Source organism: Devosia sp. CAU 1758 (assembly GCF_054482695.1).
Genome location: NZ_JBTLRJ010000001.1, coordinates 791,070 through 815,489, shown reverse-complemented (window position 1 = coordinate 815,489; position 24,420 = coordinate 791,070). Strand labels below are relative to the sequence as shown.

25 protein-coding genes are annotated in these 24,420 nt (G+C 62.2%); 17 read left to right on the top strand and 8 right to left on the bottom strand.

Going from position 1 to position 24,420, the window contains the following annotated elements:
• Positions 1-30: 30 nt before the first annotated feature.
• The 6 genes from ACXYMS_RS04080 to ACXYMS_RS04055 all read right to left on the bottom strand — a co-directional run bounded on the left by ACXYMS_RS04080 (position 31) and on the right by ACXYMS_RS04055 (position 8,133).
• A complete protein-coding gene (locus ACXYMS_RS04080; RefSeq protein ID WP_458903902.1) occupies positions 31-846 on the bottom strand; it encodes an ABC transporter permease in 816 nt (271 codons plus the stop codon).
• Positions 843-1,634 carry an ABC transporter ATP-binding protein gene (locus ACXYMS_RS04075; protein ID WP_458903900.1) on the bottom strand — a complete coding sequence of 264 codons (792 nt, stop codon included), beginning with the start codon at positions 1,632-1,634 and terminating at the stop codon, positions 843-845. Before ACXYMS_RS04075 ends, ACXYMS_RS04080 begins: the two co-directional genes overlap by 4 nt.
• Before the next feature lie 149 nt (positions 1,635-1,783).
• A complete protein-coding gene (locus ACXYMS_RS04070) occupies positions 1,784-2,815 on the bottom strand; it encodes an ABC transporter substrate-binding protein (RefSeq protein WP_458903898.1) in 1,032 nt (343 codons plus the stop codon).
• A 140-nt stretch (positions 2,816-2,955) separates the two neighbouring features.
• Positions 2,956-3,420 carry an Lrp/AsnC family transcriptional regulator gene (locus ACXYMS_RS04065; RefSeq protein ID WP_458903896.1) on the bottom strand — a complete coding sequence of 155 codons (465 nt, stop codon included), beginning with the start codon at positions 3,418-3,420 and terminating at the stop codon, positions 2,956-2,958.
• 425 nt (positions 3,421-3,845) lie between these two features.
• A complete protein-coding gene (locus ACXYMS_RS04060; RefSeq protein ID WP_458903895.1) occupies positions 3,846-4,775 on the bottom strand; it encodes a response regulator in 930 nt (309 codons plus the stop codon).
• Complete coding sequence (locus ACXYMS_RS04055) at positions 4,762-8,133, bottom strand: hybrid sensor histidine kinase/response regulator (protein WP_458904605.1); 3,372 nt, start codon at positions 8,131-8,133, stop codon at positions 4,762-4,764. The genes ACXYMS_RS04060 and ACXYMS_RS04055 overlap by 14 nt, the downstream gene beginning before the upstream one ends.
• A gap of 237 nt (positions 8,134-8,370) precedes the next feature.
• On the opposite strand from ACXYMS_RS04055, the gene urtA reads away from it, so the two are divergent.
• The 5 genes from urtA to urtE all read left to right on the top strand — a co-directional run bounded on the left by urtA (position 8,371) and on the right by urtE (position 14,177).
• Positions 8,371-9,672, top strand: a complete 1,302-nt coding sequence (gene urtA / locus ACXYMS_RS04050; RefSeq protein ID WP_458903894.1) for an urea ABC transporter substrate-binding protein — start codon at positions 8,371-8,373, stop codon at positions 9,670-9,672.
• 186 nt (positions 9,673-9,858) lie between these two features.
• Positions 9,859-11,478, top strand: coding sequence for an urea ABC transporter permease subunit UrtB (gene urtB / locus ACXYMS_RS04045; protein WP_458903892.1), 1,620 nt, complete (start codon positions 9,859-9,861; stop codon positions 11,476-11,478).
• 37 nt (positions 11,479-11,515) lie between these two features.
• A complete protein-coding gene (gene urtC, locus ACXYMS_RS04040; protein ID WP_458903890.1) occupies positions 11,516-12,721 on the top strand; it encodes an urea ABC transporter permease subunit UrtC in 1,206 nt (401 codons plus the stop codon).
• Between the two features lie 5 nt (positions 12,722-12,726).
• Positions 12,727-13,476, top strand: coding sequence for an urea ABC transporter ATP-binding protein UrtD (gene urtD / locus ACXYMS_RS04035; protein WP_458903888.1), 750 nt, complete (start codon positions 12,727-12,729; stop codon positions 13,474-13,476).
• On the top strand, positions 13,473-14,177 hold the full coding sequence (gene urtE, locus ACXYMS_RS04030; protein ID WP_458903886.1) for an urea ABC transporter ATP-binding subunit UrtE: 705 nt from the start codon (positions 13,473-13,475) through the stop codon (positions 14,175-14,177). Before urtD ends, urtE begins: the two co-directional genes overlap by 4 nt.
• A gap of 51 nt (positions 14,178-14,228) precedes the next feature.
• Here the strand turns inward: urtE and ACXYMS_RS04025 are convergent, their stop codons facing one another.
• Entirely contained in the window at positions 14,229-14,621 is a 393-nt protein-coding gene (locus ACXYMS_RS04025; protein WP_458903884.1) for a hypothetical protein, read from the bottom strand.
• Positions 14,622-14,738: 117 nt separating this feature from the next.
• Between ACXYMS_RS04025 and ACXYMS_RS04020 the strand changes: the two genes are divergently transcribed.
• From ACXYMS_RS04020 to ACXYMS_RS03965, 12 genes are all read left to right on the top strand, one after another.
• Positions 14,739-15,542: an urease accessory protein UreD gene (locus ACXYMS_RS04020; RefSeq protein WP_458903882.1), complete on the top strand. Its 804-nt coding sequence runs from the start codon at positions 14,739-14,741 to the stop codon at positions 15,540-15,542.
• 9 nt (positions 15,543-15,551) lie between these two features.
• Positions 15,552-15,854, top strand: coding sequence for an urease subunit gamma (locus ACXYMS_RS04015; protein ID WP_458903880.1), 303 nt, complete (start codon positions 15,552-15,554; stop codon positions 15,852-15,854).
• 12 nt (positions 15,855-15,866) lie between these two features.
• The gene (locus ACXYMS_RS04010) at positions 15,867-16,445 is read left to right on the top strand and encodes a HupE/UreJ family protein (protein WP_458903879.1); all 579 of its coding nucleotides are present in this window, start codon (positions 15,867-15,869) and stop codon (positions 16,443-16,445) included.
• Positions 16,446-16,456: 11 nt separating this feature from the next.
• Positions 16,457-16,765, top strand: a complete 309-nt coding sequence (locus ACXYMS_RS04005; RefSeq protein ID WP_458903877.1) for an urease subunit beta — start codon at positions 16,457-16,459, stop codon at positions 16,763-16,765.
• Positions 16,766-17,021: 256 nt separating this feature from the next.
• A complete protein-coding gene (locus tag ACXYMS_RS04000) occupies positions 17,022-17,411 on the top strand; it encodes a hypothetical protein (RefSeq protein WP_458903875.1) in 390 nt (129 codons plus the stop codon).
• Positions 17,412-17,504: 93 nt separating this feature from the next.
• On the top strand, positions 17,505-19,214 hold the full coding sequence (ureC, locus tag ACXYMS_RS03995) for an urease subunit alpha (RefSeq protein WP_458903873.1): 1,710 nt from the start codon (positions 17,505-17,507) through the stop codon (positions 19,212-19,214).
• Positions 19,215-19,298: 84 nt separating this feature from the next.
• Positions 19,299-19,718, top strand: a complete 420-nt coding sequence (locus ACXYMS_RS03990) for an MliC family protein (RefSeq protein ID WP_458903871.1) — start codon at positions 19,299-19,301, stop codon at positions 19,716-19,718.
• Between the two features lie 16 nt (positions 19,719-19,734).
• Positions 19,735-20,208, top strand: a complete 474-nt coding sequence (locus tag ACXYMS_RS03985) for an urease accessory protein UreE (protein ID WP_458903869.1) — start codon at positions 19,735-19,737, stop codon at positions 20,206-20,208.
• Positions 20,205-20,861 carry an urease accessory protein UreF gene (locus tag ACXYMS_RS03980; RefSeq protein ID WP_458903868.1) on the top strand — a complete coding sequence of 219 codons (657 nt, stop codon included), beginning with the start codon at positions 20,205-20,207 and terminating at the stop codon, positions 20,859-20,861. The genes ACXYMS_RS03985 and ACXYMS_RS03980 overlap by 4 nt, the downstream gene beginning before the upstream one ends.
• Complete coding sequence (locus ACXYMS_RS03975) at positions 20,858-21,289, top strand: DUF3995 domain-containing protein (RefSeq protein ID WP_458903866.1); 432 nt, start codon at positions 20,858-20,860, stop codon at positions 21,287-21,289. Before ACXYMS_RS03980 ends, ACXYMS_RS03975 begins: the two co-directional genes overlap by 4 nt.
• On the top strand, positions 21,286-21,915 hold the full coding sequence (gene ureG, locus ACXYMS_RS03970) for an urease accessory protein UreG (RefSeq protein WP_458903864.1): 630 nt from the start codon (positions 21,286-21,288) through the stop codon (positions 21,913-21,915). The genes ACXYMS_RS03975 and ureG overlap by 4 nt, the downstream gene beginning before the upstream one ends.
• Before the next feature lie 2 nt (positions 21,916-21,917).
• Positions 21,918-22,385 carry a GNAT family N-acetyltransferase gene (locus ACXYMS_RS03965; RefSeq protein WP_458903862.1) on the top strand — a complete coding sequence of 156 codons (468 nt, stop codon included), beginning with the start codon at positions 21,918-21,920 and terminating at the stop codon, positions 22,383-22,385.
• Between the two features lie 22 nt (positions 22,386-22,407).
• On the opposite strand, the gene glgX is transcribed toward ACXYMS_RS03965, so the two are convergent.
• Positions 22,408-24,411 (bottom strand): glycogen debranching protein GlgX, encoded by a 2,004-nt coding sequence (gene glgX / locus ACXYMS_RS03960; RefSeq protein ID WP_458903860.1) that lies wholly within the window; start codon positions 24,409-24,411, stop codon positions 22,408-22,410.
• Between the last annotated feature and the right edge of the window lie 9 nt (positions 24,412-24,420).

Sequence of the window (24,420 nt, the reverse complement as noted above, 5' to 3'; positions counted from 1 at the left end):
CGGGCTCCGCTGCTCAGGCAGCGGAGCCGCTCAATTGGATATCGTGCTGCGATGTGCCCATCCGGTCATGCGCTTTTCGACCCAGGCCATCAGTGCGTACATAACGATGCCCTCGACGGCGAGCATCAACAGGCCTGCAAACACCAGCGGCACGTTGAAATTCGACTGCGCCGAAGCCATCATATTGCCCAGCCCCGAATTGGAGGCGACGGTCTCGCTGACCACCGAGCCGACAAAGGCCAGTGTGATCGCCACCTTCAACGATCCGAAGAAATACGGCATTGAACGCGGAATGCCGACCTTGAGCATGATATCGAGCTTTTTGGCCCCCAGCGCCCGCAACACATCCTCGGTTTCCGGTTCAATAGTGGCAAGCCCAGTGGCGACATTGACCACAATGGGAAAGAACGAGATCAGGAACGCCGTCAGCACGGCCGGCACCGTGCCGATGCCGAACCAGATGACCAGGATTGGCACCAGCGCCACCTTTGGAATGGCGTTGAACCCGACCATGATTGGATAAAGTCCGGCATAGATTGACTTCGACCAGCCGATGAACAGCCCTATCCCCAGCCCCGCCACCACGGCGATCAGGAAACCCAGGACCGTGGTGTAAAGCGTCTGCACCGAGTTCTTCCAGATCGGAGACCAGTACTGCACGATTGCCTCGAACACCCGCGTCGGCGTCGGGAAAATGGTATGCGGCAAGCCCGACAGGCGCACCCCGATCTCCCAGATGAAAAACAGGCCGATGGTATAGAGCACCGGCGATAGCCGCACCCAATCGACCTTGAAGACCGGCCTGGGCGGCGCGGCGATGGGCGTCTGTGTTTCCAGCGCACTCATGCTGCGGCCCTCGCGGTGGCGATCTCGCCGTGCAGCCTCTGCACCATCTCGTTAAAGGCCCGCTCATAAAGCAGGTCGAGCTGGCGGGGCCTCTCGAATGGCACGACATGTTCGGACACCACCCGGCCTGGCCGCGCGCTCATCACCACCACCTTGTCGGCCAGGAACACGCTTTCTCTGAGGTCATGGGTCACCAACACGATAGTCACGTCCTGGCTGGCATGCAGGTCCCGGATGACGCACCAGAGTTCTTCGCGGGTGAAAGCGTCGAGCGCCCCGAAGGGTTCGTCGAGCATCAGCAGTTCCGGCTCATGGATTAGCGCCCGGCAGAGATTGGCGCGCTGCTGCATCCCACCCGACAATTGCCAGGGAAACTTGTCGCCAAAGCCCTTGAGGCCGACTGTCTCCAGCAGCGCCTCCGCCTTTGCGACATATTCCGCCTTGTGGCGGCGCAGCCGGTGGCGGTGGCGCTCGACGATCTCGAGCGGCAGGAGAATGTTTTCCAGCGTCGTCCGCCAGGGCAGCATGGTCGGGTTCTGGAACGCCATGCCGACAATCGAGACCGGCTTGGTCACCTGGCTGCCAGCCACGATCACCGTGCCGGATTGGGGAATATGCAGCCCGGTGGTCAGCTTCATAAGCGTGGACTTGCCACAGCCCGAGGGGCCGACCACAGCGACGAATTCGCCACGATCGATTCTGAGGTCAAGTCCGCTCACCGCCAGCGTGCCATCCGGCCCGCCATAGCGCATGTCGACATTGTCGATGGAAACCAGGGGCGTAGCCATTTCGCCTCGCAATAGCTTGAGAATAGGACCCGCCCCGAAACCATTCCCGTTCCCTCGGAAGAATGGCTCGGGGCGGATAGTCCGGGCGTCCCTAATCACCCGGCATCTTCCTCTCCCGTTGAGGGGAGAGGAAGGAAGCTCGTTCAGCCCTAAGGCAGCATGCGCTCTTCGGCAGGCGGTAGATATTGCGCGTCGAAGATGTCAGCGGCGGTGACATTGCCCTGGAGGCCCATGGAAATCTTGAGCGTTTCGATGGAAGCAGCGAGCCGAGCTTCATCAATGCCGCCAAAGCCATTCTCGACCACATAGGGGGTCTTGATGTTCATCTCATTGGCCATTTCGAGACGCTCGGTCTCGGTGTCGATATTGAGCGTTTCGTTGCGAGCAAGAACTGCGGCAGCGCCGGCAGCCGGATCGGCCACGGCATCGGCAAAGCCCTTGGCCAGCGCCTTGAGGAAGCCCTTGACCGCTTCCGGGTTCTCCTCGGCAAAGGCCTCGTTAACCATGATGGCATTGCCATAAAGGTTCAGCCCGTGATCAGCGAAGAGGATCGGCACGATGTCCTCGTCCGGCACGCCATTGGCCTTGAGATTGAGGATCACCGAGAAGGCGAAACCGAACACACCATCGACGTCGCCTGAAGCCAGCATCGGCTCGCGCACCGGGAAACCGATGGACTCGAGGGTGATGGCGCTGTCGTCGATGCCCGCGACTTCCTTGAACGCCGCCCATTGAGCAAAGGCGCCGTCCGGAGGCGGCGCACCCAGCTTCTTGCCCTCGAGTGACTTGGGATCTTCGGTGATACCGAGCGACCGCCGGCCGATAACCGAGAAGACCGGCTTGTCATACACCATCATGATGGCCTTGACCGGTTGGGTCGGGTCTTCGTCGAGGAACTTGATCAGCGAGTTGATGTCTCCGAAACCCAATTGGTAGGCGCCCGTGGACACGCGCGGGATCGCTTCGACCGACCCATTGCCGGTGTCGATGGTGACATTGAGGCCTTCCTCGGCGAAATAGCCATTGTCCTGTGCCAGCAGGAACCCGGCGGCCGGCCCCTCGAAGCGCCAGTCCAGCGTCAGCTTGATATCGGTCTGCGCAAAGGCGGGCAGCGCCACGCCCGAAACGGCGAGGCCGGCGGCCAGCGCCATTGCAGTGGAAAAGCGGCGGCGTGAAAGCATGATGATGACGTCCCCATATTGTTATGGGAAGAAATCAAGCCCAGCCGATTCCAACACGCAAGCAGATTCCGACCAAAATGACGCCAGAATTTTTGTTCGCCCAAATGTTAGGCAAAGTGCCGCTTTCTTGGCGGCATGGGTTACACCGGCAGGCCGGTTCGCGCCTTTACCCGCCTGATGCTCATATTGGAATGGATGCGGGCCACGCCAGGCAGGCGGGCGCTGAGCCGGCGGTGCAGGCGTTCGAAGTCCTCGTGGTCACGACAGACGACGCGCAGGATGTAGTCCGAATGTCCCGCCATCAGATGGCATTCGAGCACTTCGGGAATGTCCTGAACTGCTGCTTCAAAGGCATCCAATGCCGCTTCGCTCTGGCTGGTCAGGCCGACCTCGATAAAGAACTGCAGGGCAAAGCCCAGCCGAGCCGCATCCAGTTCGGCCCGATATCCGGTCACATAACCCGCCTCTTCAAGCGCCTTGATGCGGCGGTGACAGGCCGATGGCGACAGACCTACCGTTTCGCCGAGGACTTGCACGCTACGATGGGAATCGCGCTGCAACTCACGCAGGAGCTTTCGATCTGTGGCGTCGGGCTGAAGGGGCATGGTGAAGACTCCACCCAAGTGAGGGTTGCCCCGACCATGGGATGCAGATGCGGCCGAATTCAAGCGCGCCACACGGATGACGCAGTTCTGTGCCTGTGTCGCCGGTTATTCTGGTGAATGGACGCTTAACGTTCACAGGCGGCTCAAGAGAAGACCTGGCAAAGAAAACAGGGCGCGGAACCGAAGTTCCGCGCCCCTCCGGGGCGGCCAACAAAGGAGCGTCAACCTTTGCAGCCGACCGCCGATCGGTTGGTGGAGGCTCTGTTGGCGTTCCACCAGGTTCCGTCCGGGTCGTGGCAATGTGCCCGGTTCGCTTGCTCAACGGACGGCGGCTGCGCCGGTTCCCGCCAATTCTGATCCGGGGGATTTTGTGATCGCTGCGCGGTAAAAGCGGCCGGGAAACCCGGAACGACGCGACCGCCTCACTACAGTTCGAACGGAGCCTGGAGCGCTTGGATGGCCTTGATGGCCGCCGACGCGCGGTTCTCCACCCCCAGCTTGGCATAGACCTGCTCAAGATGCTTGTTCACCGTACGCGGGCTGAGGCCAAGAATGTCGCCAATGTCCTTGTTGGATTTGCCTCGGGCAATCCACAGCAGCACATCGCTTTCACGCGCGGTCAGTCCAAAATGCTGGCGCAGCAATTCCTCCTGGCCCTCCTCCTGGGCGCGGGCAATTCGAAACAGGAACTCGTCGCCACCTACCACGCCCAGATAGGAAAACTGCAGAATGGGTGCGGCGCGCACATTCAGCTCGAAGCTGCCGCCCGGTATCAGCCGGTCGCCCTCGCCTCTGCGCCAGGCCACGAAACTGCGCGACATGTCCGGCTGCAATGCCGCGTCAACGCCCGAGCGTTCCAAAAGGCGATTGGCCTGCGGCGTCGACCACAGCACGGCCCCTTCGGTCCCGAATGCCACGAGGTGCCGCCCTGCCGCATCAAGCGCAATGCGCGCGCTTTGGGCCCGTCGGGCATTGGCCAGGTGCACCCTTATGCGCGCCCGCAGTTCATCGACATTGATGGGCTTGCTGAGGTAGTCCACGCCGCCGCTTTCGAGTGCATGCACGATATGCTCGGTCTCGGTCAGCCCGGTCATGAATATGATGGGCACATGCACAAGCGGGGCAAGTGCCTTCATGCGCCGGCAGGTTTCGAACCCATCAAGGCCCGGCATGACCGCATCCATCAGCACCACGTCGGGCGTGACCCGCTCGACGATCTTGAGCGCTGCCTCACCGCTACGCGCCACGAGAACTGTCACGCCAGCCTGTTCCAGCGCCGTGGTGAGAAAGCCCAGCGACTCGGGCGAGTCGTCGACCAGCAGAACGATATCCTGTTCCTTCTCAATCCGGCTCATGGCCCACCCGCTCCAGTGTTTCGGCGAAACCGTCGAAATCGAAGTCCTGCATATGCCGCCTCAAGGCATCCACCAAGGGCTGATTGGCCGGATCGGCCGCCAGTTCGCCCAGCTTGGCGTCGATCCCCCGCACATGACCGATTTGCCCCATGCTGGCGAGATCACGCAAGTGCTCGGCGCCGGGCGAGCGAATCTGCTCGTCACGCCGCTCCACTGCTGGCGGGTCGGCATGGGTCCATTCCAATCCCAGATGGGTCCCCAGCTTGTCGATCAGCTGGCTGAGATCGAAGGGCTTGGCCAGGGTATCGCTATGTCCGGCATCGGCATTGGTCGGGTTGGCCCCGTCCCCGATATTGGCCGAAAGCATAATGATGGGGGCGACAATTCCACGCTCCCGCATCGCGCGCACCAATTCCCAGCCGCTCATGCCGGGCATGCGAATATCGATAAAGAACAGGTTCGGCGTCGCTGTATCAAGCGCGGCAAGACAGCTTGGACCATCCACGGCCATCAGCACAGCAAAGCCGAGCGGCGTCAGCATCTCGCGCATCATTCCGCGATGATCTTCATTGTCATCGACCACCATTATGGTGCGCGGGTCGCCGCGATAGCCGATGATCTGCTGCACCGGCGCCAGGCGCTTGGCCGGTCGCTCCACCTTGGCCAGCATCAGGCGCGCCTGGAACCGCGTGCCCACGCCCACTGTACTGGAGACGATGATTTCCCCGCCCAGCGTCTCGGTTAGTAATTTGGTGATGGTCAGCCCCAGCCCCAGCCCCGGCGTAAAGCGGTTGCGCTCGGCCTCGCCGCGCACGAAGGGCTCGAAGATGTGCTCCAGATCGGCCGGCGCAATGCCGCTTCCGCTATCCTCGACGGTAAAACTGGCCACCTGCATGCGATAGGACACCTCAAAACTGACATGGCCGGCGCTAGTGAACTTGATGGCGTTGGACAGGAGGTTCACCAGGATCTGCCGCAGCCGCTTCTCGTCGGTGCGCACATGGACCGGCAGGGCCCTGGACCGCACATGCCGGAATTCCAGCCCCTTGGCATCCGCCTGGAGACGGAACATGTCCACGATCTGGTTGAGAAAGTCCTGAATATTGATCTCGCTCGAATAGACCTGCAGCCGCCCCGCTTCGATCTTGGAAATATCGAGCAGCCCATCGATCAGCCCCGACAGATGCTCCGCGCTGCGCCGGATGACTTGGGCCGACCCGCGTCGGTTCTCCGGCAACTGGGCGTCGCGCTCGAGGATTTGCGCGTATCCCATCACCGCATTGAGCGGCGTGCGCAATTCGTGGCTGAGGCCGACGACATAGCGCGACTTGGCCAGGTTCGCCGCCTCCGCCTTCTCCTTGGCGCGCTGCAATTCCGCATCGGTTTTCGAGTGCGCGTCGATTTCCTTGAGGAGCAACGTATTCTGGCGCGAGCTTTCCTCTTCGGCCACCAGGCGACTGTCATGGGCCAGCACCAGGAACCAGGTCATGACCCCGGCGGCCACCGCAAAGACGAAGAACACGACCAGCAGCGTTCCACCCACCACATCGGCCGTGTTGGGCGCCGAGCCGATGGCGAAATAATAGATCAGCCCCAGAATACCCCCCAGGATCGCCGTGGCGATGCCCATGGAAATGCCGTAGCGCCCCAGCCGGGTCTGCAATTTGTCAATCATCCATTGCGGCATGATGCTCGATGCCACGGCGTGGGTCTGCGCCCGGAAATGCGCATGTGGCTTGCACATGTCATGGCAGCGCGCATCGAGCGAACAGCAGAGCGAGCAGATCGGCGCCGCATAGGCCGGGCACCAGGCCATGTCCTCGGGCTCGAACGGATGTTCGCAGATCGAGCAGGTGAGCGAGGGCTTGTCGGCCCAGGCCTTGCGCGGCTTGCGAGCCAGATAATACTTGCCCTTGGTCGCCCAGGCGATGGTTGGCGAGGCGATGAAGCACACCACCAGCGCAATATAGGGCGCCAGCGCCGCCGCCATCTCGCCAAAGGCCCCGAAATGCGCCAAAAGCGCGATAGCCGCCGACAGCAGCATCGAGCCGACCCCAACCGGATTGACGTCAAAGAGATGGGCGCGCTTGAACTCGATGCCCGGCGGCGCAAGGCCCAAGGGCTTGTTGATGAACAGATCCGCCGAGATGGAGCAGAGCCAGGCCATGGCGATGATGGAGAAGATGCCTAGCGTCTCTTCCAGCAACCGGTAGATGCCCAGCTCCATCAGCAGCAGCGCAATGGCCACGTTGAACAGCAGCCACACCACGCGCCCCGGATGGCTATGGGTCAGACGCGAAAAGAAGTTCGACCAGGCGAGCGAGCCGGCATAGGCATTCATGACATTGATCTTGAGCTGGCTGACCACCACGAAGACCGCCATCAGCATCATGGCCACGAACTCATTGGGGATCATGTAGCCAAAGGCCACCGCATACATGTAGCCCGGCTCGGCGGCGTGCTCGGGCGCCACCCCCACCGAGAGGGCAAGGAAGGCCAGGAACGACCCCGCGATCAGTTTGGGCGCCCCCACCACGACCCACCCCGCCCCGGCGAGGAAAATGCCGATCTTGTGCCGCCATTTCGGCGCCCCCTCGGCCGGAAGGAAGCGCAGGAAGTCCACCTGCTCGCCGATCTGGGTCATCAGAGCCAAAATCACCGCCGAGGCGGCGCCGAACTTGGACACCTCGAAGGCAGCAATCGTCCCGGCTGCGCCCTCGGGCTCGCCCAGTCCGCCAAAGGCTCGCCACAGGTCGAACTTCTCCCAATCCATGAAGGCGATGAAGAAGAAGGGCAGGATGTTGAGCACGATCCAGATCGGCTGGGTCAACATCTGGAACGAGGAAATCATGCGGATGCCGTGTGTCACCAGCGGGATCACCGCGACGGCAGAGATGATGTAGCCGATCCAGAGCGGCAGCCCGAATGCCAGCTGCAAGGCGCTGGCCATGATCGAGGCTTCGATGGCAAACAGGATGAAGGTGAAGCTGGCATAGATCAGCGAGGTGATCGTCGAGCCGATATAGCCAAAGCTCGCGCCGCGGGTGAGCAGGTCCACATCCACGCCATGCCGCGTTGCATAGCGCGAGATCGGCACGCCGACGATGAGAATGGCAATCGAGGCGATCAGGATGGCGATCAGTGCATTGGTGGTGCCATAGCTAAGCGTGATAGCCCCGCCAATGGCTTCGAGCGCCAGAAACGAGATGGCCCCGATGGCTGTCTGCGAAATCCGGTCATTGGAAAAGCGCCGCGCCGACTTGGCGGTAAAGCGCAGCGCATAGTCTTCCAGGGTCTGGTTGGCCACCCAGCGATTATACTCGCGCCTGATCGGAATGATCCGCTGCCGTGCCATTATTCGCTCAAGCCTTAACCAATCCGGCGCGCTGCCCAAAAAATCGCCAAGGCCTGAATACCATGAATTTTGCGAAAATCACGCGGTTTTTCAGGGCTTTCACACCGGTCGCACCGACCATCGCCAATGCAGCTACGTCAATCGACGTATAGGGCGCCCGTTAAGATGTGTCCCACAGTCAACACCAGACGCCTCCCAAACGGTGTCTTCGGGGCTCAACAGTCTAGAGGGACTCAACACATGAACATTCTCAGCGCAAAAAGCGCTCTGCTCGCTGCGGCTCTGGCCGGCAGTGTCTCGCTGTCCGCCGTACCGGCTATCGCGCAGGACGACACCATCAAGGTCGGCATCCTGCATTCGCTCTCGGGCACCATGGCGATTTCGGAAACCACGCTCAAAGACACCATGCTGTTCCTGATCGAACAGCAGAACGCCAAGGGCGGCGTCATGGGCAAGATGCTCGAACCCGTCGTGGTCGACATTGCGTCGGACTGGTCGCTGGCCGCCGAACTCGCCCGCCAGCTGATCGAAGTCGACGAAGTCGACGCGGTGTTCGGCTGCTGGACCTCGGTTTGCCGCAAGTCGGTTCTGCCGGTCTTTGAAGAACTCAACTCGCTGCTCTTTTATCCCGTCCAGTACGAGGGTGAAGAATCCCAGCGCAACGTGTTCTACACCGGCGCCTCCCCCAACCAGCAGGCCATTCCCGCCGTCGACTACCTGATGAGCGAAGACGGTGGTTCGGTCGAACGCTGGGTCCTCGCCGGCACCGACTATGTCTATCCCCAGACCACCAACAAGATCCTTGAGCAATACCTGCTCGACAAGGGTGTGGCCGCCGAAGACATCATGATCAACTACACGCCCTTCGGTCATTCCGATTGGCAGACCATCGTTTCGGACATCAAGGCCTTCGGCTCCGCCGGCAAGAAGACCGCCGTGGTCTCCACCATCAATGGCGACGCCAACGTGCCGTTCTACCGCGAACTGGGCAACCAGGGCGTCATGGCCGAGGACATCCCGGTCGTTGCCTTCTCGGTGGGCGAAGAAGAACTCTCCGGTTTCGACACCACCCCGCTGGTCGGCCACCTGGCTGCCTGGAACTACTTCATGAGCGTCGACACGCCCGAAAACGAAGCCTTCATCGCAGACTGGCAGGCCTTTATCGGTTCTGAAGACCGCGTCACCAATGATCCGATGGAAGCCCACATGATCGGCTTCAACCTCTGGGTTGCCGCTGTTGAAGCTGCTCAGTCGACCGAAGCCGACGCCGTCATCGACGCCATTGTCGGCCTCGAAACCCCGAACCTGACCGGCGGCACCGCCAAGATGCTCCCGAACCACCACATCACCAAGCCCGTGCTGATCGGTGAAATCCAGGACGACGGCCAGTTCTTCGTGGTCTGGGAAACCGAAGACCTCGTCCCCGGCGATGCCTGGTCCGACTTCCTGCCCGAGTCCAAGATGCTCGAAGCCGATTGGACCGCGCCGATCAACTGCGGCAACTACAACACCGAAAGCAGCACTTGCGGTTCGGCGATGTAAGGCGATCCGCCTGGCGCCTTTGACGGGGGCGGTTCGCCGCCCCTGTTCTCTCATAGACCTCATGGTGAGGCTCTCGAACCACGAGGTCGCGGCCTCAGTGTCTCCGACCTCGCCCTTCGCCAAGCTCAGGATGAGGCCTGCGGGAAAACTTCCTGACCCAAGTGACCGACAAGGACTTGCCCTGCGATGCTGATCCTCCGCGCCCTCCGCCTGGTATTGCTGGCTTTGCCGTTCCTGCTGCTGCCCACAACCGCTCTGCGTGCCCAGGACGCTCAAATCGACATCGCGGCCTCGATCCAGGTCCTGGGCGAAGCGAGCCTGCGTGAACTGGGCCAGCTCGTGTCTGACCTGGCCTCGACCGGCGACAGCGTCGTCGTTCCGACCCTCGATGCCCTGGCCGACGGCAATCTCTATCTCGACGAAACCTCAGGCCGCGTGGTCATCCAGACCGGTTCGGCGCTGACCGATCCCCTGACCGGCGAAGCGGTCGAACTGGGCGCCGATGCCGACCTTTCGCGCATCCGCGTCAACAACAGCCTCAGGCGCGACATCGCCACCGCCATCAGCGGCATGACCCTGATGAGCGACAATCCGGCCACCCGTCTCACGGCCGCACAAGCCTTCCAATCCGCCGCCGATCCCGCAAACCTGCCCCTGCTCGACGAAGCCATTGCCGCCGAGTCCGACGCTCCGGTCCTGCAGGCCCTGCAAACCGCCCGCGCCGTGACCATCCTTTCCGATGATGAGGCGAGCCTTGAGGACAAACAGGCAGCCGTGCCGGTGGTCGCCACCAATGCAGGTCGCAACGCCATCACCATCCTGACCGGCGCCCGCAGCTCGGCGCCTGAAGAAATTCACCCGGCCATTGATGCGGCCCTTGCCGGTCTCGAACAGGAGCGCGCTATCTGGGGCGCCCTTCAAAACGTCTGGTTCGGCATCTCGCTCGGCTCGGTGCTTTTGCTGGCCGCCATTGGCCTCGCCATCACCTTCGGCGTCATGGGTGTCATCAATATGGCCCATGGTGAGATGGTGATGCTGGGCGCCTACACCACCTTCATGGTGCAGTTGATCATCCGCCAGAGCTTTCCCGGGCTGCTCGACTATTCCCTGCTCATCGCCCTGCCCGCCGCCTTCCTCGTCACCGGCGCCATCGGCGTTGGCATCGAGCGCGGCGTCATCCGCTGGCTTTATGGCCGCCCGCTCGAAACCCTGCTCGCCACCTGGGGCCTGTCCCTGATCCTGCAGCAGACCGTGCGCTCGATCTTCGGCCCGACCAACCAGATGGTCATTGCCCCGACCTGGATGTCCGGCTCGACCGAGTTCTACGGCCTCTCGATCACCTATGGCCGCTTCTGGATCGTTATCTTCGCGCTGATCGTCTTCTTCATGCTGCTGATGATCCTCAACCGCACGCCACTCGGTCTGCAGATGCGCGCGGTGACCCAGAACCGGCGCATGGCCTCGGCAATGGGCATCCGCACACCTTTTGTCGACGCCATGACCTTCGGCCTCGGCTCGGGCATTGCAGGCCTGGCGGGCGTCGCGCTGACCCAGATCGACAATATCTCCCCCAATCTTGGGCAGAACTACATCATCGACAGCTTCATGGTCGTCGTCTTTGGCGGCGTGGGCAATCTCTGGGGCACGCTGGTTGGTGCCCTGACCCTGGGCATCGCAAACAAGTTCCTCGAACCCTATGCCGGCGCAGTGCTAGGCAAAATCCTGATCCTCGTCCTCATCATCCTCTTTATCCAGCGGCGTCCGCGAGGCCTGTTCGCACTCAAGGGCCGGGCGGTGGAAAAATGACAATCCTCGCCCGCGTCCAGACCACTGGAGACCTCGCATGCTGACCCAAGCCCTGTTTCGCGCACTCGACAAGAAGGCCATCTGGGTCATCGCCATTTTCCTCGCCGTCGCCATAGTCGTGCCTATGGCCAACCTGCTGATCCCTCCGGGCCAGTTCGGCCATGTGCCGACCTATCTCGTCTCCCTGATGGGCAAGTATCTCAGCTATGCTATCCTGGCGCTCGCCCTGGACCTTGTCTGGGGTTATTGCGGCATTCTCTCGCTCGGCCATGGCGCCTTCTTCGCGCTCGGTGGTTATGCCATGGGCATGCATCTGATGCGCCAGATCGGCAGCCGCGGTGTTTATGGCAATCCGGTGCTTCCCGATTTCATGGTGTTCCTCAACTATTCGGAACTGCCATGGTTCTGGCAGGGCTTTGACAATTTCTGGTTCGCCATGGCCATGGTGGTCTTCGTACCTGGCCTGCTCGCCTTTATCTTCGGCTTCTTCGCCTTTCGGAGCCGCGTCACCGGCGTCTATCTCTCCATCATCACCCAGGCGATGACCTTCGCCCTGCTGCTGGCGTTCTTCCGCAACGACATGGGCTTTGGCGGCAATAACGGCCTTACCGATTTCAAGGACATCCTGGGCGCGCCTGTGCAGGCCCAGACCACCCGCGCCACCCTTTTCGCTGCCACTGCCATCGCCCTCGCGCTTTCGGTGCTGGTCTGCTCGATGATCGTCAATTCCAAGCTCGGCAAGGTCATGGTCGCCGTACGCGATGCCGAGAGCCGCACCCGTTTCCTCGGCTATCGCGTGGAGTATGTGAAGCTCTTCGCCTTCACCGTGTCCGCCATCATGGCGGGCATTGCAGGCGCCCTCTATGTGCCGCAGGTGGGCATCATCAATCCGTCCGAGTTCGAGCCGGGCAATTCCATCGAGGTGGTGATCTGGGCCGCCGTGGGCGGGCGCGGCACGCTGATCGGTCCGATAATCGGCGCCATCGTGGTCAATCTGGGCAAGTCCTGGTTCACCACCACCTTCCCCGAATTCTGGCTCTTTGCCCTGGGTGCGCTGTTCATCTTCACCACCCTCTTCCTGCCCAAGGGCATCGTGGGGCTCTGGGCCCAATTCTTCGGCAAGCGCGGCCCGACCGACAGCCATCAGCCCGCTGTCCCGACGCCGAACCAGTCTGCCGATATCGAGCGCAGCGAGGACCCGACCAGCTTCGGCGACAATCCCCAACCCAAGCCGGCGGAGTGAGAGCCATGAGCACAGCCACCGACACCATGCTCTACCTCGACGGCGTTTCGGTCGCCTTTGACGGCTTCAAGGCCATCAACAACCTCTCCATCATCGTCAAGCCGGCCGAAATGCTGGCCATTATCGGCCCCAATGGCGCGGGCAAGACCACCATGATGGACATCATCACCGGCAAGACCAGTCCGGATGCCGGTCAGGTCCTGTTCGATGGCCGCACCGACCTCACCAAACTGGACGAAGCCGCCATTGCCAATCTGGGCATCGGCCGGAAATTCCAGAAACCCACCGTCTTCGAGAGTCACACCGTCTGGGACAATCTGGAGATGGCGCTGAAAAAGCCGCGCGGCATCTTTTCGTCCCTGTTCTACACCGCGAGCGATACCGACATCGCCCGCATCACCGAGATTCTCGAAACCGTGCGCCTCATCGCCCGCAAGGAAGACCTGGCCGCCAATCTCAGCCATGGCCAGAAGCAATGGCTCGAAATCGGTATGCTGCTGGCCCAGGACCCAAAACTGCTGCTGGTCGATGAGCCGGTAGCCGGCATGACCGACAGCGAAACCGAGGAAACCGCAAAACTCCTGCGCGAAATCGCCACCACCCGCTCGGTGGTGGTGGTCGAGCATGACATGAGTTTCGTGCGCGACCTGGGCTCCCGCGTCGTCTGCCTCGCCGAAGGTTCGGTGCTGGCCGAGGGCTCACTGGATCAGGTCAGCGCCAATCCCGTTGTCATCGAAAGGTATCTGGGACGATGAGCACCGCCCTTTCCGTCAACACCATCGACCTGCACTATGGTGCCGCCCAGGCACTCAAGGGGATTTCCATAACCTGCCAGCCCGGGCGCATCACCGCCGTGCTGGGGCGCAATGGCGTGGGCAAGTCCTCGACGCTGCGCGCCATCACCGGCATCAACCACATCTCCTCGGGCGAAATCACCTTCGGGGAAGACGTGCTCAAGCGCAGTCCGCCCTACAAGCGGGCGCGGATGGGGATCGGCTATGTGCCTCAGGGGCGCGAGATTTTCCCGCTGCTGACGGTCAAGGAAAACCTCGAAACCGGCTATGCGGGCCTGGCCCGCTCCGAGCGCAATGTGCCGGACTACATCTTCGAGCTGTTCCCCGTCCTCAAAGCCATGCTGGGGCGGCGGGGCGGCGACCTTTCGGGCGGCCAGCAGCAGCAATTGGCCATCGGCCGCGCGCTGGTCACCCGACCCAAGGTTCTGGTGCTAGACGAACCCACCGAAGGCATCCAGCCCTCGATCATCAAGGATATCGGCCGCGCGCTGCAATTCCTGCGCGACGAGAAGGGCATGACCATCCTGTTGGTTGAACAGTTTCTCGATTTCTGCCGCGAGATCGCCGACGACATCTATGTAATGGACCGCGGCGAGATCATGCATCAAGGACCGGCCAGCGACCTAGATCGGCCGGAGGTGCGCCGACACCTTATGGTCTGACAAAAAAAACGCCCGGCCGAAGCCGGGCGCCTTGCTAGGAAATCGTGGGGCTTACATTGCGTCCAGCCAGCCGTCGGCTTCACACTCTGCAAGCGTAACAATGTCCAGGTCGACATGGAGCGCAGTTGCACCATCAGCTTCCGGCTCGGAGGTTGTCACATCGTCTTCGGACACGTCGCCGGTACCTTGGTCATCATTGGTGTCGTTTTCGTCACCGTCGTCGATGCTGTCGGTGCTGTCTGGCGGAGTGCGGGTGCCGGAAAGCGAATCGGTGCTCTCTGCCAACTGCAGCTGCTCGCAACGCGCCTTTACGGCGCCAGCATCAACGTCTGAGACCGTCTGCGTACCAATCATAGTCGGCATGGTGGAGGTCTGACCCATAGCCGGGACAGCAACGAGGCCGGCGGCCAGAGCGACAACGGAAAGTGCGGATTTGATGGTCATTTTATATAACCTCTTGAAAAGTATCTCTGAAAGAGCGCTTGCTCACCCCCACAACGGCATGAGGGCAGGATCGTTGCAGTGAATTTGGCGCAGCCGGAAAATGTGATCGCTCCGAGAATGCAGCGGGCCCGCGGCGTGGGGCGCATTTCCACCAAGCAGGGCCAGGGGCGCACTCGCCTCGACACCCTGTTCCAAGAGGGGTGCGGGAAGATCCGCCTGCCCAACACCCATTCGACCAGTCTTGAGGCCGTCCTCATCAATACCGCCGGAGGCATAACCGGCGGCGACCATCTGCAATGGGGCGCCGAAGTGGCGGCGGGCGGCCATCTCGTTCTCACCACCCAGGCATGCGAGCGCAGCTATCGCTCGACCGGTGATTTCGCCCGAGTCGAAACACGTTTGCGTATCGGCGCCGGCGCACATCTGGACTGGCTGCCGCAGGAAACCATCCTCTTCGCCGCCAGCAAGCTCGACCGCAGGCTGGAGGTCGACCTCGAAGACGGCGCCACCCTGACCGCCATCGAGTCCGTGCTGCTCGGACGCGACGCCATGGGAGAGGACGCCAGCGACGCCCTCCTGCGAGACAATTGGCGCGTCCGCCGCGATGGCAGGCTGGTTCATGCCGAAGCCACCGAACTGCGTGCCGACCCGGCCGAACGCGAAAGCCTGACCCTGCTCGCGGGAAACCGAGCCTTTGCCTCGATCCTTCATGTCGCGGCAACCGAGAACCAGGCCGAGGCCCTCTGCACCCGCATTCGCGCCGCTTTGCCCGACAGGGGCGCCATTGCCGCCAGCGCCAATGGCGAGCGTCTCGTCATACGTGCCATGGCGCGAACCGGGCTTGCCTTGCGGCGCATGATCGTACCAATTTTGATTGAACTGACCGGCGCCGGCTCACTGCCGCGCCTCTGGCATCTCTAGGACAATGCGATGAACCTGACCCCTCGCGAAAAAGACAAACTGCTGATCTCCATGGCCGCCATGGTCGCACGCAAGCGCCTGGAGCGCGGCGTCAAGCTCAACCACCCCGAAGCCATCGCGTTGATCACCGATTACGTGGTCGAAGGCGCTCGCGATGGCCGCGCCGTATCCGACCTGATGGAAGCCGGCGCCCATGTCATCACCCGCGATCAGGTGATGGAGGGCATTGCCGAGATGATCCACGACGTTCAGGTCGAAGCCACCTTTCCCGACGGCACCAAGCTCGTCACCGTCCACCAGCCGATCCGATAGAGAGGGACACCAATGCTCAAGCGCAGCCTGCTCACCCTGGCCATCATTCTTTCGGCCACCATGCCGGCCTTCGCCCATCTCGATCCCGGCGAGCACGGCTCCTTCGCCGCCGGGTTAAGCCACCCGCTGTTCGGGCTGGACCATATCCTGGCCATGGTCGCAGTCGGTCTCTGGGCCGCGACCCAGGGCGGTCGCGCTGTCCTGATGGTCCCGGCGGCCTTTGTGGGCACCATGGCCGTGGGCTTTAGCGCCGCCATTGCAGGCATGCCCCTGCCCTTTGTCGAGCCGGTCATCCTGGCCTCGATCATCTTCATCGGCATCGCCATTGCCCTGGCCCTCCCCGTCCCGACATCGGCAGTCGCCGCCATGGTCGGCTTTTTCGCCTTCTTCCATGGCCATGCCCATGGTGGGGAACTCGGCGCAGCCGGCGCCTGGGAATTCGCCATCGGCTTCGTTCTGGCCACCGTCGCTCTGCATGCAGCCGGCATCGCCCTGGGCCTGCTGCTGGGTCGCTTCGGCGGCAGGACGCTGGCCCGCACCGCCGGCGGCATCACTGCTCTTGGCGGCATTTTGCTGGCCATGGGCGTTTGAGGATGAGCACAATGATCCCCGGAGAAATTTTCCCCGCCGCCGGCGAAATCGAGCTGAACCAGGGCGCCGAGCAGCTTTTGCTCGAAGTCGCCAATACCGGTGACCGCCCGATCCAGGTCGGCTCGCACTATCACTTCTACGAATCCAATGCCGGCCTGAGTTTTGACCGTGAACGCGCTCGCGGCATGCGCCTCGACATCGCCGCCGGCACGGCCGTGCGCTTCGAGCCGGGGCAGGCCCGCGAGGTGCGGCTGGTGCCCATTGGCGGCGACCGGCGCATTTTCGGGTTCCGCCAGCAGGTCATGGGTGCGCTGGACTGACGCGCCGAAGAGCAATAGCTCGTGCTAGTCTCCCTTGGGGGAAGCATGAGCAGTTCTGGGCATTGCGGATTCGGCGCATACACGGCCTTGTTAGGCTGTTCATCGGCAGTTTTGTCCTGCTCCATCTGGCGGCCCCGATCGCCTTCGAGGTTGCCCAGGACTATCCGGAAACCTGCAACATCTTCCGGTGACCCGGTGGCGCGCTCTGCCAATCTCCTCTATTGAGCGGGCACACCGTGCATAGGACCATACACCGATGACCAGGGAAGAAGACCTCAAGCAGCGACTGGCAATTGTGCTCCAGGATTTGCATGATGGCGCCGTCAAGGATCCCGAGGCCATGATATTGGTCGGCTCGCTCGCGTCTGACCTGGCCGACCAGCTCGAACAGAAGAGCTGGACCGCCGCCAAGCAGGCCATGACGCCCACCGCCTATGATGCCCTGCTTGCCTCCTTCCAGAAACGCGGCAACGACCATCACCAGAATGGCCGCACCAGGCACGCCTACGCCATTCAGATGCTGGGCATCTCTCTGGTCTGCTCCACCCAGCGCCAGGACGTCGATATTGCAGCCGGCGAAAAGCTGCTCGACGAGATCATCGACCGGGCCGTTGCGCTCTATCGCAAGCGCCGCAGGAAGAACTAGAAAACTCGCCAGCCGGGCCTTGCCAGCGTCGACGCGACACGCCAGAGTGAGCCCCGGGAAGCCTTTGTCTCCGGGCAATTTACGGGACACGACATGCCAGCACGGATCTCTCGCGCCACCTACGCCGATATGTACGGCCCTACCACTGGCGACCGTATCCGCCTTGCCGATACCGAACTCTTCATCGAGGTGGAGAGGGACTTCACCACCTATGGTGAAGAGGTCAAGTTCGGTGGCGGCAAGGTTATCCGCGACGGCATGGGCCAATCCCAGCGCACACGCGCCCGGGGCGCCGTCGACACCGTCATCACCAATGCGCTGATCGTTGACCATACTGGTATTTACAAGGCCGATATCGGGTTGAAGAACGGCCTGATTGTCGGCATCGGCAAGGCCGGCAATCCCGATACCCAGCCCGGCGTCGACATCATCATCGGCCCATCCACCGAAGCCATTGCCGGTGAAGGCAAGATCATCACTGCTGGCGGCTTCGACGCCCACATCCATTTCATCTGCCCTCAGCAGATCGAGGAAGCGCTGATGAGCGGCGTTACCACCATGCTCGGCGGCGGCTCCGGCCCGGCCCATGGCACGCTGGCCACCACCTGCACCGGCGCCTGGCATATCGAGCGCATGATCGAGAGCTTCGATGCTTTCCCGATGAACCTGGCCCTGGCGGGCAAGGGCAATACCGCCCTGCCCGCGGCGCTGGAGGAAATGATCCTGGCGGGCGCATCGGCCCTCAAACTGCACGAAGATTGGGGCACCACCCCGGCCACCATCGACAATTGCCTGTCGGTCGCCGACGCCTATGACGTGCAGGTGATGATCCATACCGACACGCTCAACGAGAGCGGCTTTGTCGAGGACACGATCGGCGCCTTCAAGGGCCGTACCATCCACGCCTTCCACACCGAAGGCGCCGGTGGCGGCCATGCCCCCGACATCCTCAAGGTCGCAGGCCTGCCCAATGTCATCCCCTCCTCGACCAATCCGACCCGGCCCTACACAGTCAACACCATTGCCGAGCATCTCGACATGCTCATGGTGTGCCACCACCTCGACCAGTCGATCCCCGAGGACGTGGCCTTCGCAGAAAGCCGCATCCGCAAGGAAACCATCGCCGCCGAAGACATCCTGCACGACATGGGGGCGCTTTCGATCATCTCGTCCGACAGCCAGGCCATGGGCCGCGTCGGCGAGGTGCTGATCCGCACCTGGCAGACCGCCGACAAGATGAAGCGCCAGCGTGGACGCCTTGCCGATGAAACCGGCGACAACGACAATTTCCGTGTTCGCCGCTACATCGCCAAATATACCATCAATCCCGCCATCACCCACGGCATGAGCCAGCACATCGGGTCGGTGGAAGTGGGCAAGCGCGCCGACCTGGTGCTCTGGAACCCCGCCTTTTTCGGCGTGAAGCCCGAAATGGTGCTGCTTGGTGGCTCCATCGCTGCTGCGCCGATGGGCGATCCCAATGCCTCTATCCCCACGCCCCAGCCCATGCACTACCGGCCCATGTTCGGCGCCTATGGCAAGCTGGTCAGCCGCTCCTCGGTGGTGTTCATCTCGCAGGCCGCTCATGATGCGGGGCTTCGCAACCGTCTCGGTGTCGACAAGCAGTTGGTACCGGTCTCCAACACCCGCGGCGGCATCGGCAAGGCAGCCATGAAGCTCAACAGCGCGACGCCCGATATCGATATTCACCCCGAGACCTACGAGGTTCGCGCCGACGGTGAACTCCTGACCTGCGAGCCGGCCACAATCCTGCCCATGGCGCAGCGTTATTTCCTGTTCTGAGCAGGCTTGCGTGGTCCCGCAATCGACATGATCGTGGGGTGAGCTGGCGGACCTGCCAAGCTACCCCTCCGGAGGAATAATTTCATGCTGGTGAGACATCTGCTCGCGATAACCGCCCTTGGCGCCACAATTCCCGTCCTGGCGCAAGAAGACCCAGCGCCGGGTGCCACGGCTCCGCCGCCTGCGGCGACCGCCTCGGCGGCCCTGACATTGACGCTTGAGAGCGTGAGCGACATCGAGCGCCGCACGGTCAGCTATCAGTGCGACAACGAGCAGGCGCTTTCGGTGCAATATATCAACGCCGCGCCCAACTTCCTCGCCATTGTCCCCGTCGACGGGCAGACCCTGATCTTTGCCACCACCATCGCCGCTTCCGGTGCGCGCTATGTTTCCGGCCCCTATGAATGGTGGAGCCACCAGGGCGAAGCTACCTTGCGCGACCTGATGCAGGACGAGGACGCGGACCCGCTCGCAACCTGCACCGAAATCCGCAACACGCCCTGACCTGCCGAGTATCCGCATGCATCGCGCCACTGCCCACCTGCCCGCCGACCACGCCAAGAGTCCGTTTGTGGACACCATTACCCTTGCCTATGACGAGCGCCGCCTGCGCCGCAAGCTGCTGACCGGCGCCAGGGGCACCGAAATCATGGTGGATTTTCCGGCCACCATTACGCTCGATCATGGCGGTGCGCTGGAACTCGAAGACGGTCGCCTTGTCGGCATATTGGCCGCCGACGAACTGCTCTACGAAATCCGCGCCAAGGATGCGGGACATCTGCTGCGGCTGGCTTGGCATATCGGCAATCGCCATACGCCGGCTCAGCTCGAAACGGGCCGCATCCTCATCAAGCGCGACCATGTGCTCAAGACTATGCTGGAGGGGCTTGGTGCAACACTCAGCAATGTCAGCGAGCCCTTCTTTGCCGAACACGGCGCCTATCACAGCCACAATCACACCGATGTCGGCCACGCTCTTTTGAACCGCACATGAGCGCCGATCTGCAAAAACTGCTGACCTGGCTATCGCCCGCCTTTCCGATAGGCGCCTTCGCCTGGTCGGCGGGACTGGAGACTGCCATCGTCCAGCACAAGGTGATCGACCGCCCCACCGGGCAGGACTGGATCGCCGGTACGCTCAACCATGGTGGCCTCAGAACCGACGCGATCCTCCTGGCGCACGCTCACGCTGGCCACGCTGATGCTCAAAGGCTTTCCGAACTGGCGGACCTCTGCCTCGCCCTGACCCCGGCTCGCGAGCGTCACGCCGAAACCGTCCTCACCGGCAATGCCTTCGTGCTCGCCAGCCCCGCCTGGCCCACCGAAGCACCCCCAGCCTTGCCGAAGCCCTGCCCCTACCCCATTGCCGTCGGCGCGCTGGCTGGCGCACATGGCATCGACAGGCGCGATACACTCGTTGCCTTCCTCACCGCCGCCGTCCACAGCCAGGTCTCCGTCGCTGTGCGCCTGGTGCCCATCGGTCAGAGTGACGGCCTCGCCATCATGGCAGCGCTGGAACCAGCCGTAGCCGATCTGGCCGATCTGTGCCTTCATGCCGCACTCGATGCTATTGGCAGCGTCGCCTATGGCGCAGATATTGCACAGATGCAGCACGAGACCCTGACGACGAGGATTTTCCGTTCATGAACATGCTCCTGGCCTCCTTCATGTTCATCGGACTGCTCGCCGTTTCCACGGCGCACCTCATGTGGTCTCTCGGCCGCACCTGGCCGATCCGCAACGAAAAGCTGCTGGCCCAGACCGTCGTCGGCTTCAAGGATATCGAGCGCATGCCCCCGCGCCTGGCCTCTCTGGCGGTGGCCGTCGCCACCTTTTCGGCGGGCTGCTTCGCTCTGGCGCTGGCCGATCATGACAGCGGCGGCTGGCTGCTTGACCTTGTCGGCCTGGCACTCGCAGCGGTGTTCCTCGCGCGCGGCATTGTCGGCTTCACACCCTGGTGGGCGAGCGTCACGCCCGAACCCAATTTCCGCCTCAACGACCGCCGGGTCTATTCCCCGCTCTGCCTTTTCCTGGGCCTGGGCTTTGTCGGTCTCATCGTCCTGAGGTTGCTATGAAATCTTTGAATGGTCCCCTGCGCATCGGCATTGGCGGGCCCGTTGGCTCAGGCAAGACGACCCTGTGCGAAATGCTGCTCAAAGCCATGCGCGAGCGCTATTCCATGGCCGTGGTCACCAATGACATCTACACCCAGGAAGACGCGCTGATCCTGGCCCGCGCCCAGGCCATTTCCGAGGACCGCATCGTCGGGGTCGAGACCGGCGGCTGCCCGCACACCGCCATTCGCGAGGACGCATCGCTGAACCTGGCGGCCATCGACGACCTCAACCGCAAATTCCCCGATCTCGACATCATCCTGATCGAAAGCGGCGGCGACAATCTGGCCGCCACCTTCTCGCCGGACCTGGCCGACCTCACCATCTATGTGATTTCGGTGGCCCAGGGCGAAAAAATCCCGCGTAAGGGTGGCCCGGCCATTTCCCGCTCGGACCTCCTTGTCATCACACATACCGACCTCGCGCCTTATGTGGGCGCCAGTCTCGACGTGATGGAAAGCGACACGCAAAAGGTGCGCGCAGGCCGACCCTACGTCTTCACCGACCTCCTGCGTCGCGAGAGCCTCAACCAGATCATCGGCTTTATCGAAAAGCACGGTGGCTTCGCTGCTCAGGCTGCGGAATAGCGATGATGCTTGGCCACGTTCGGATGCGCAAGCTGTTGGCTAGCGGCGCGGCTGAACGTGTACCGCCGGCAGGCGTGGTCCTGATGCCGGTGACCCGGTTCCGACCGGTCGATTTGCACAGTCTGCTGAACCGCTCTTATGCGAAGGGTGGAGGCGAGGTCCCCCCAGTCGAAGATTGGTGGTGGTCCATGATACGGGATGCCGAATTCGATCCCGACCTGATGATTATTGCCGCCGACGACGAGGGCGAACCAATCGGCCTTCTGCATTGTTGGACCAGCAGCTTCATCAAGGACCTTGTGGTTGAGCCGCATAACCGTGATCGCGGTCTCGGCAGTTTTCTACTGCAGGCCAGCTTTGCAATCTTGGCTGCACGCGGCAACGCTGCTGTCGATCTGAAGGTGCACACGGACAATCTTGGTGCCCGGCGCTTCTACGCCCGTCATGGCATGGTCGAGCTACCCGACTGACCGCCGCAAGGCCTCAGGACCGTCAGCCCGGTCGCACCAGCGCAACCACGGACCTTGGCGGCAGCGTCGCGGTACCCTCGGTTATCGGCACTTCCGAACCCTCGTCGGACTGGATGCCTACGGCCCAGTCGCCATCCGGAAGGCGCGCCACGACAGGCTCGACACGACGATTAAACCACACCAGCACCTCATCGTCCTTGTACCGTAGGTGCATGCCCAGCACCGAGGCGGCGCTGTCGTTCCAGTCGGCCTCACTCATTTCGCGCCCGTCGGGATGCAGCCACACCACATCGCGCACGCCATTGCGATCCTGACCGGTCAGCCAGTGGTCGTGGCTGATAGCCGGATGTGCCTTGCGGAAAATATTGATCGCCGCAACGAAATCCACCAGCGCCCCGTCGGCGCTTTCCCAGTCGACCCAGGTAATTTCATTGTCCTGGGCATAGGCGTTGTTATTGCCCTGCTGGGTCCGATACATCTCGTCGCCCTGCTGCACCAGCGGGGTGCCCCGCGACAGGAACAGCGTGAAAAGCAGCGCGCGAACATCGCGCTTGCGGGCGGCATTGACGCTCTCATCGTCGGTCTCGCCTTCGACGCCGCAATTCCACGACTGATTGTTGTTGTGACCGTCCTTATTGTTCTCGCCATTCGCTTCGTTGTGCTTGTCGTGATAGCTGACGAGATCGCGCAACGTGAACCCATCATGCACGGCAAGCATGTTGACGCCGTGTTGGGGCTTGCGGCCAGCATAGTCGAACAGTTCCGCGGAGCCGGAAACCTTGCCCGCCAGTGCGCCGATCTTGCCTGGTTCGCCCCGCCAGAACGCGCGGACTTCGTCGCGATACGTGTCGTTGTGCTCCTGGAATTCCTTGCCGAATTTGCCGACCGCATAGCCGCCCGGACCCGGATCCCACGGTTCGGCCACGAGAATGACCTTGCTCAGGACCGGATCGGCCTTGATCTTCTGAAGCATCTCGGCTTCGGGATTGAAGGCCGGTTCGCGCCCCAGCACTGTGGCCAGATCGAAGCGAAAGCCGGCAACACCCAGTTCCTCGACATAATAACGCAGGCTCTCGATCACCAGGCGCTGCACGGCCGGATGATCGCACCGTAGCGTATTACCGGTGCCGGTATCGTTCACGAGGTGCTTTTTCCCGTCCACATCGACCCAGCGATAATAGGTCTGGGGATCAAGACCCATCAAAGACAGAATTGGTCCCTGCTGGTCACCCTCGCCGGTGTGGTTATAGACCACGTCGAGAATCACCGAGATACCCGCCTTACGATAGGTATCGGTCATGAACCGCAATTCCTGCGGCCCGCGTGGCACTAGCCGAGGGTCGACCGCGAAATAAGCGACAGGGTTATAGCCCCACGCATTGGTAAGGCCCAATTGCGGCAAGTGCCCTTCGTCGATCCAGGCGGCCGTGGGCATGAGCTGGACAGTATCGACGCCCAGATGCTTGAAATGGTCGATGACCCGGCGCGTCGTCAACGCCGCAACGGTGCCGCGCAATGGTCCCTGCACGCTCGGATGGCGCATCGTGAAACCGCGCACATTCAATTCGTAAAACAGATTTGGCGTCTTCTTGCGACGCGGCTTCGCCGGCTCTTCGGCAACGCCACGCACGATCGCCTTCGGCACCAGCGGCGCGGTATCAACCGCGTCTTCGCGCGCCAGTCTTAGGCGCGGCGAGCGCACAAACACCCGATCGAGGTGTCGCGCATAGGGATCGACCAGCAGCTTGTTCGGATCGAAAAAGTTCCCCTGGTCGGGATCATAGGGGCCATCGGCCCGCAAGCCATAGCGCGCGCCCGGCCCCACATTGGCGATCAGCCCCGCCCGGATATGGTTTTCATGGACATCGAGCTCGAAACGCTCGACTTCCTGATCTGCCTCGTCGAATAGACAAACCCATATTTGGGTGGCGCTTTCCGAATAGACTGCGAAGTTTACCCCGTCGGGCGTCACACTCGCGCCAAGAGTGTCGGTTCGCCCGGCATTGGGCACCAATTCTGGTTTCATGGAGACGCC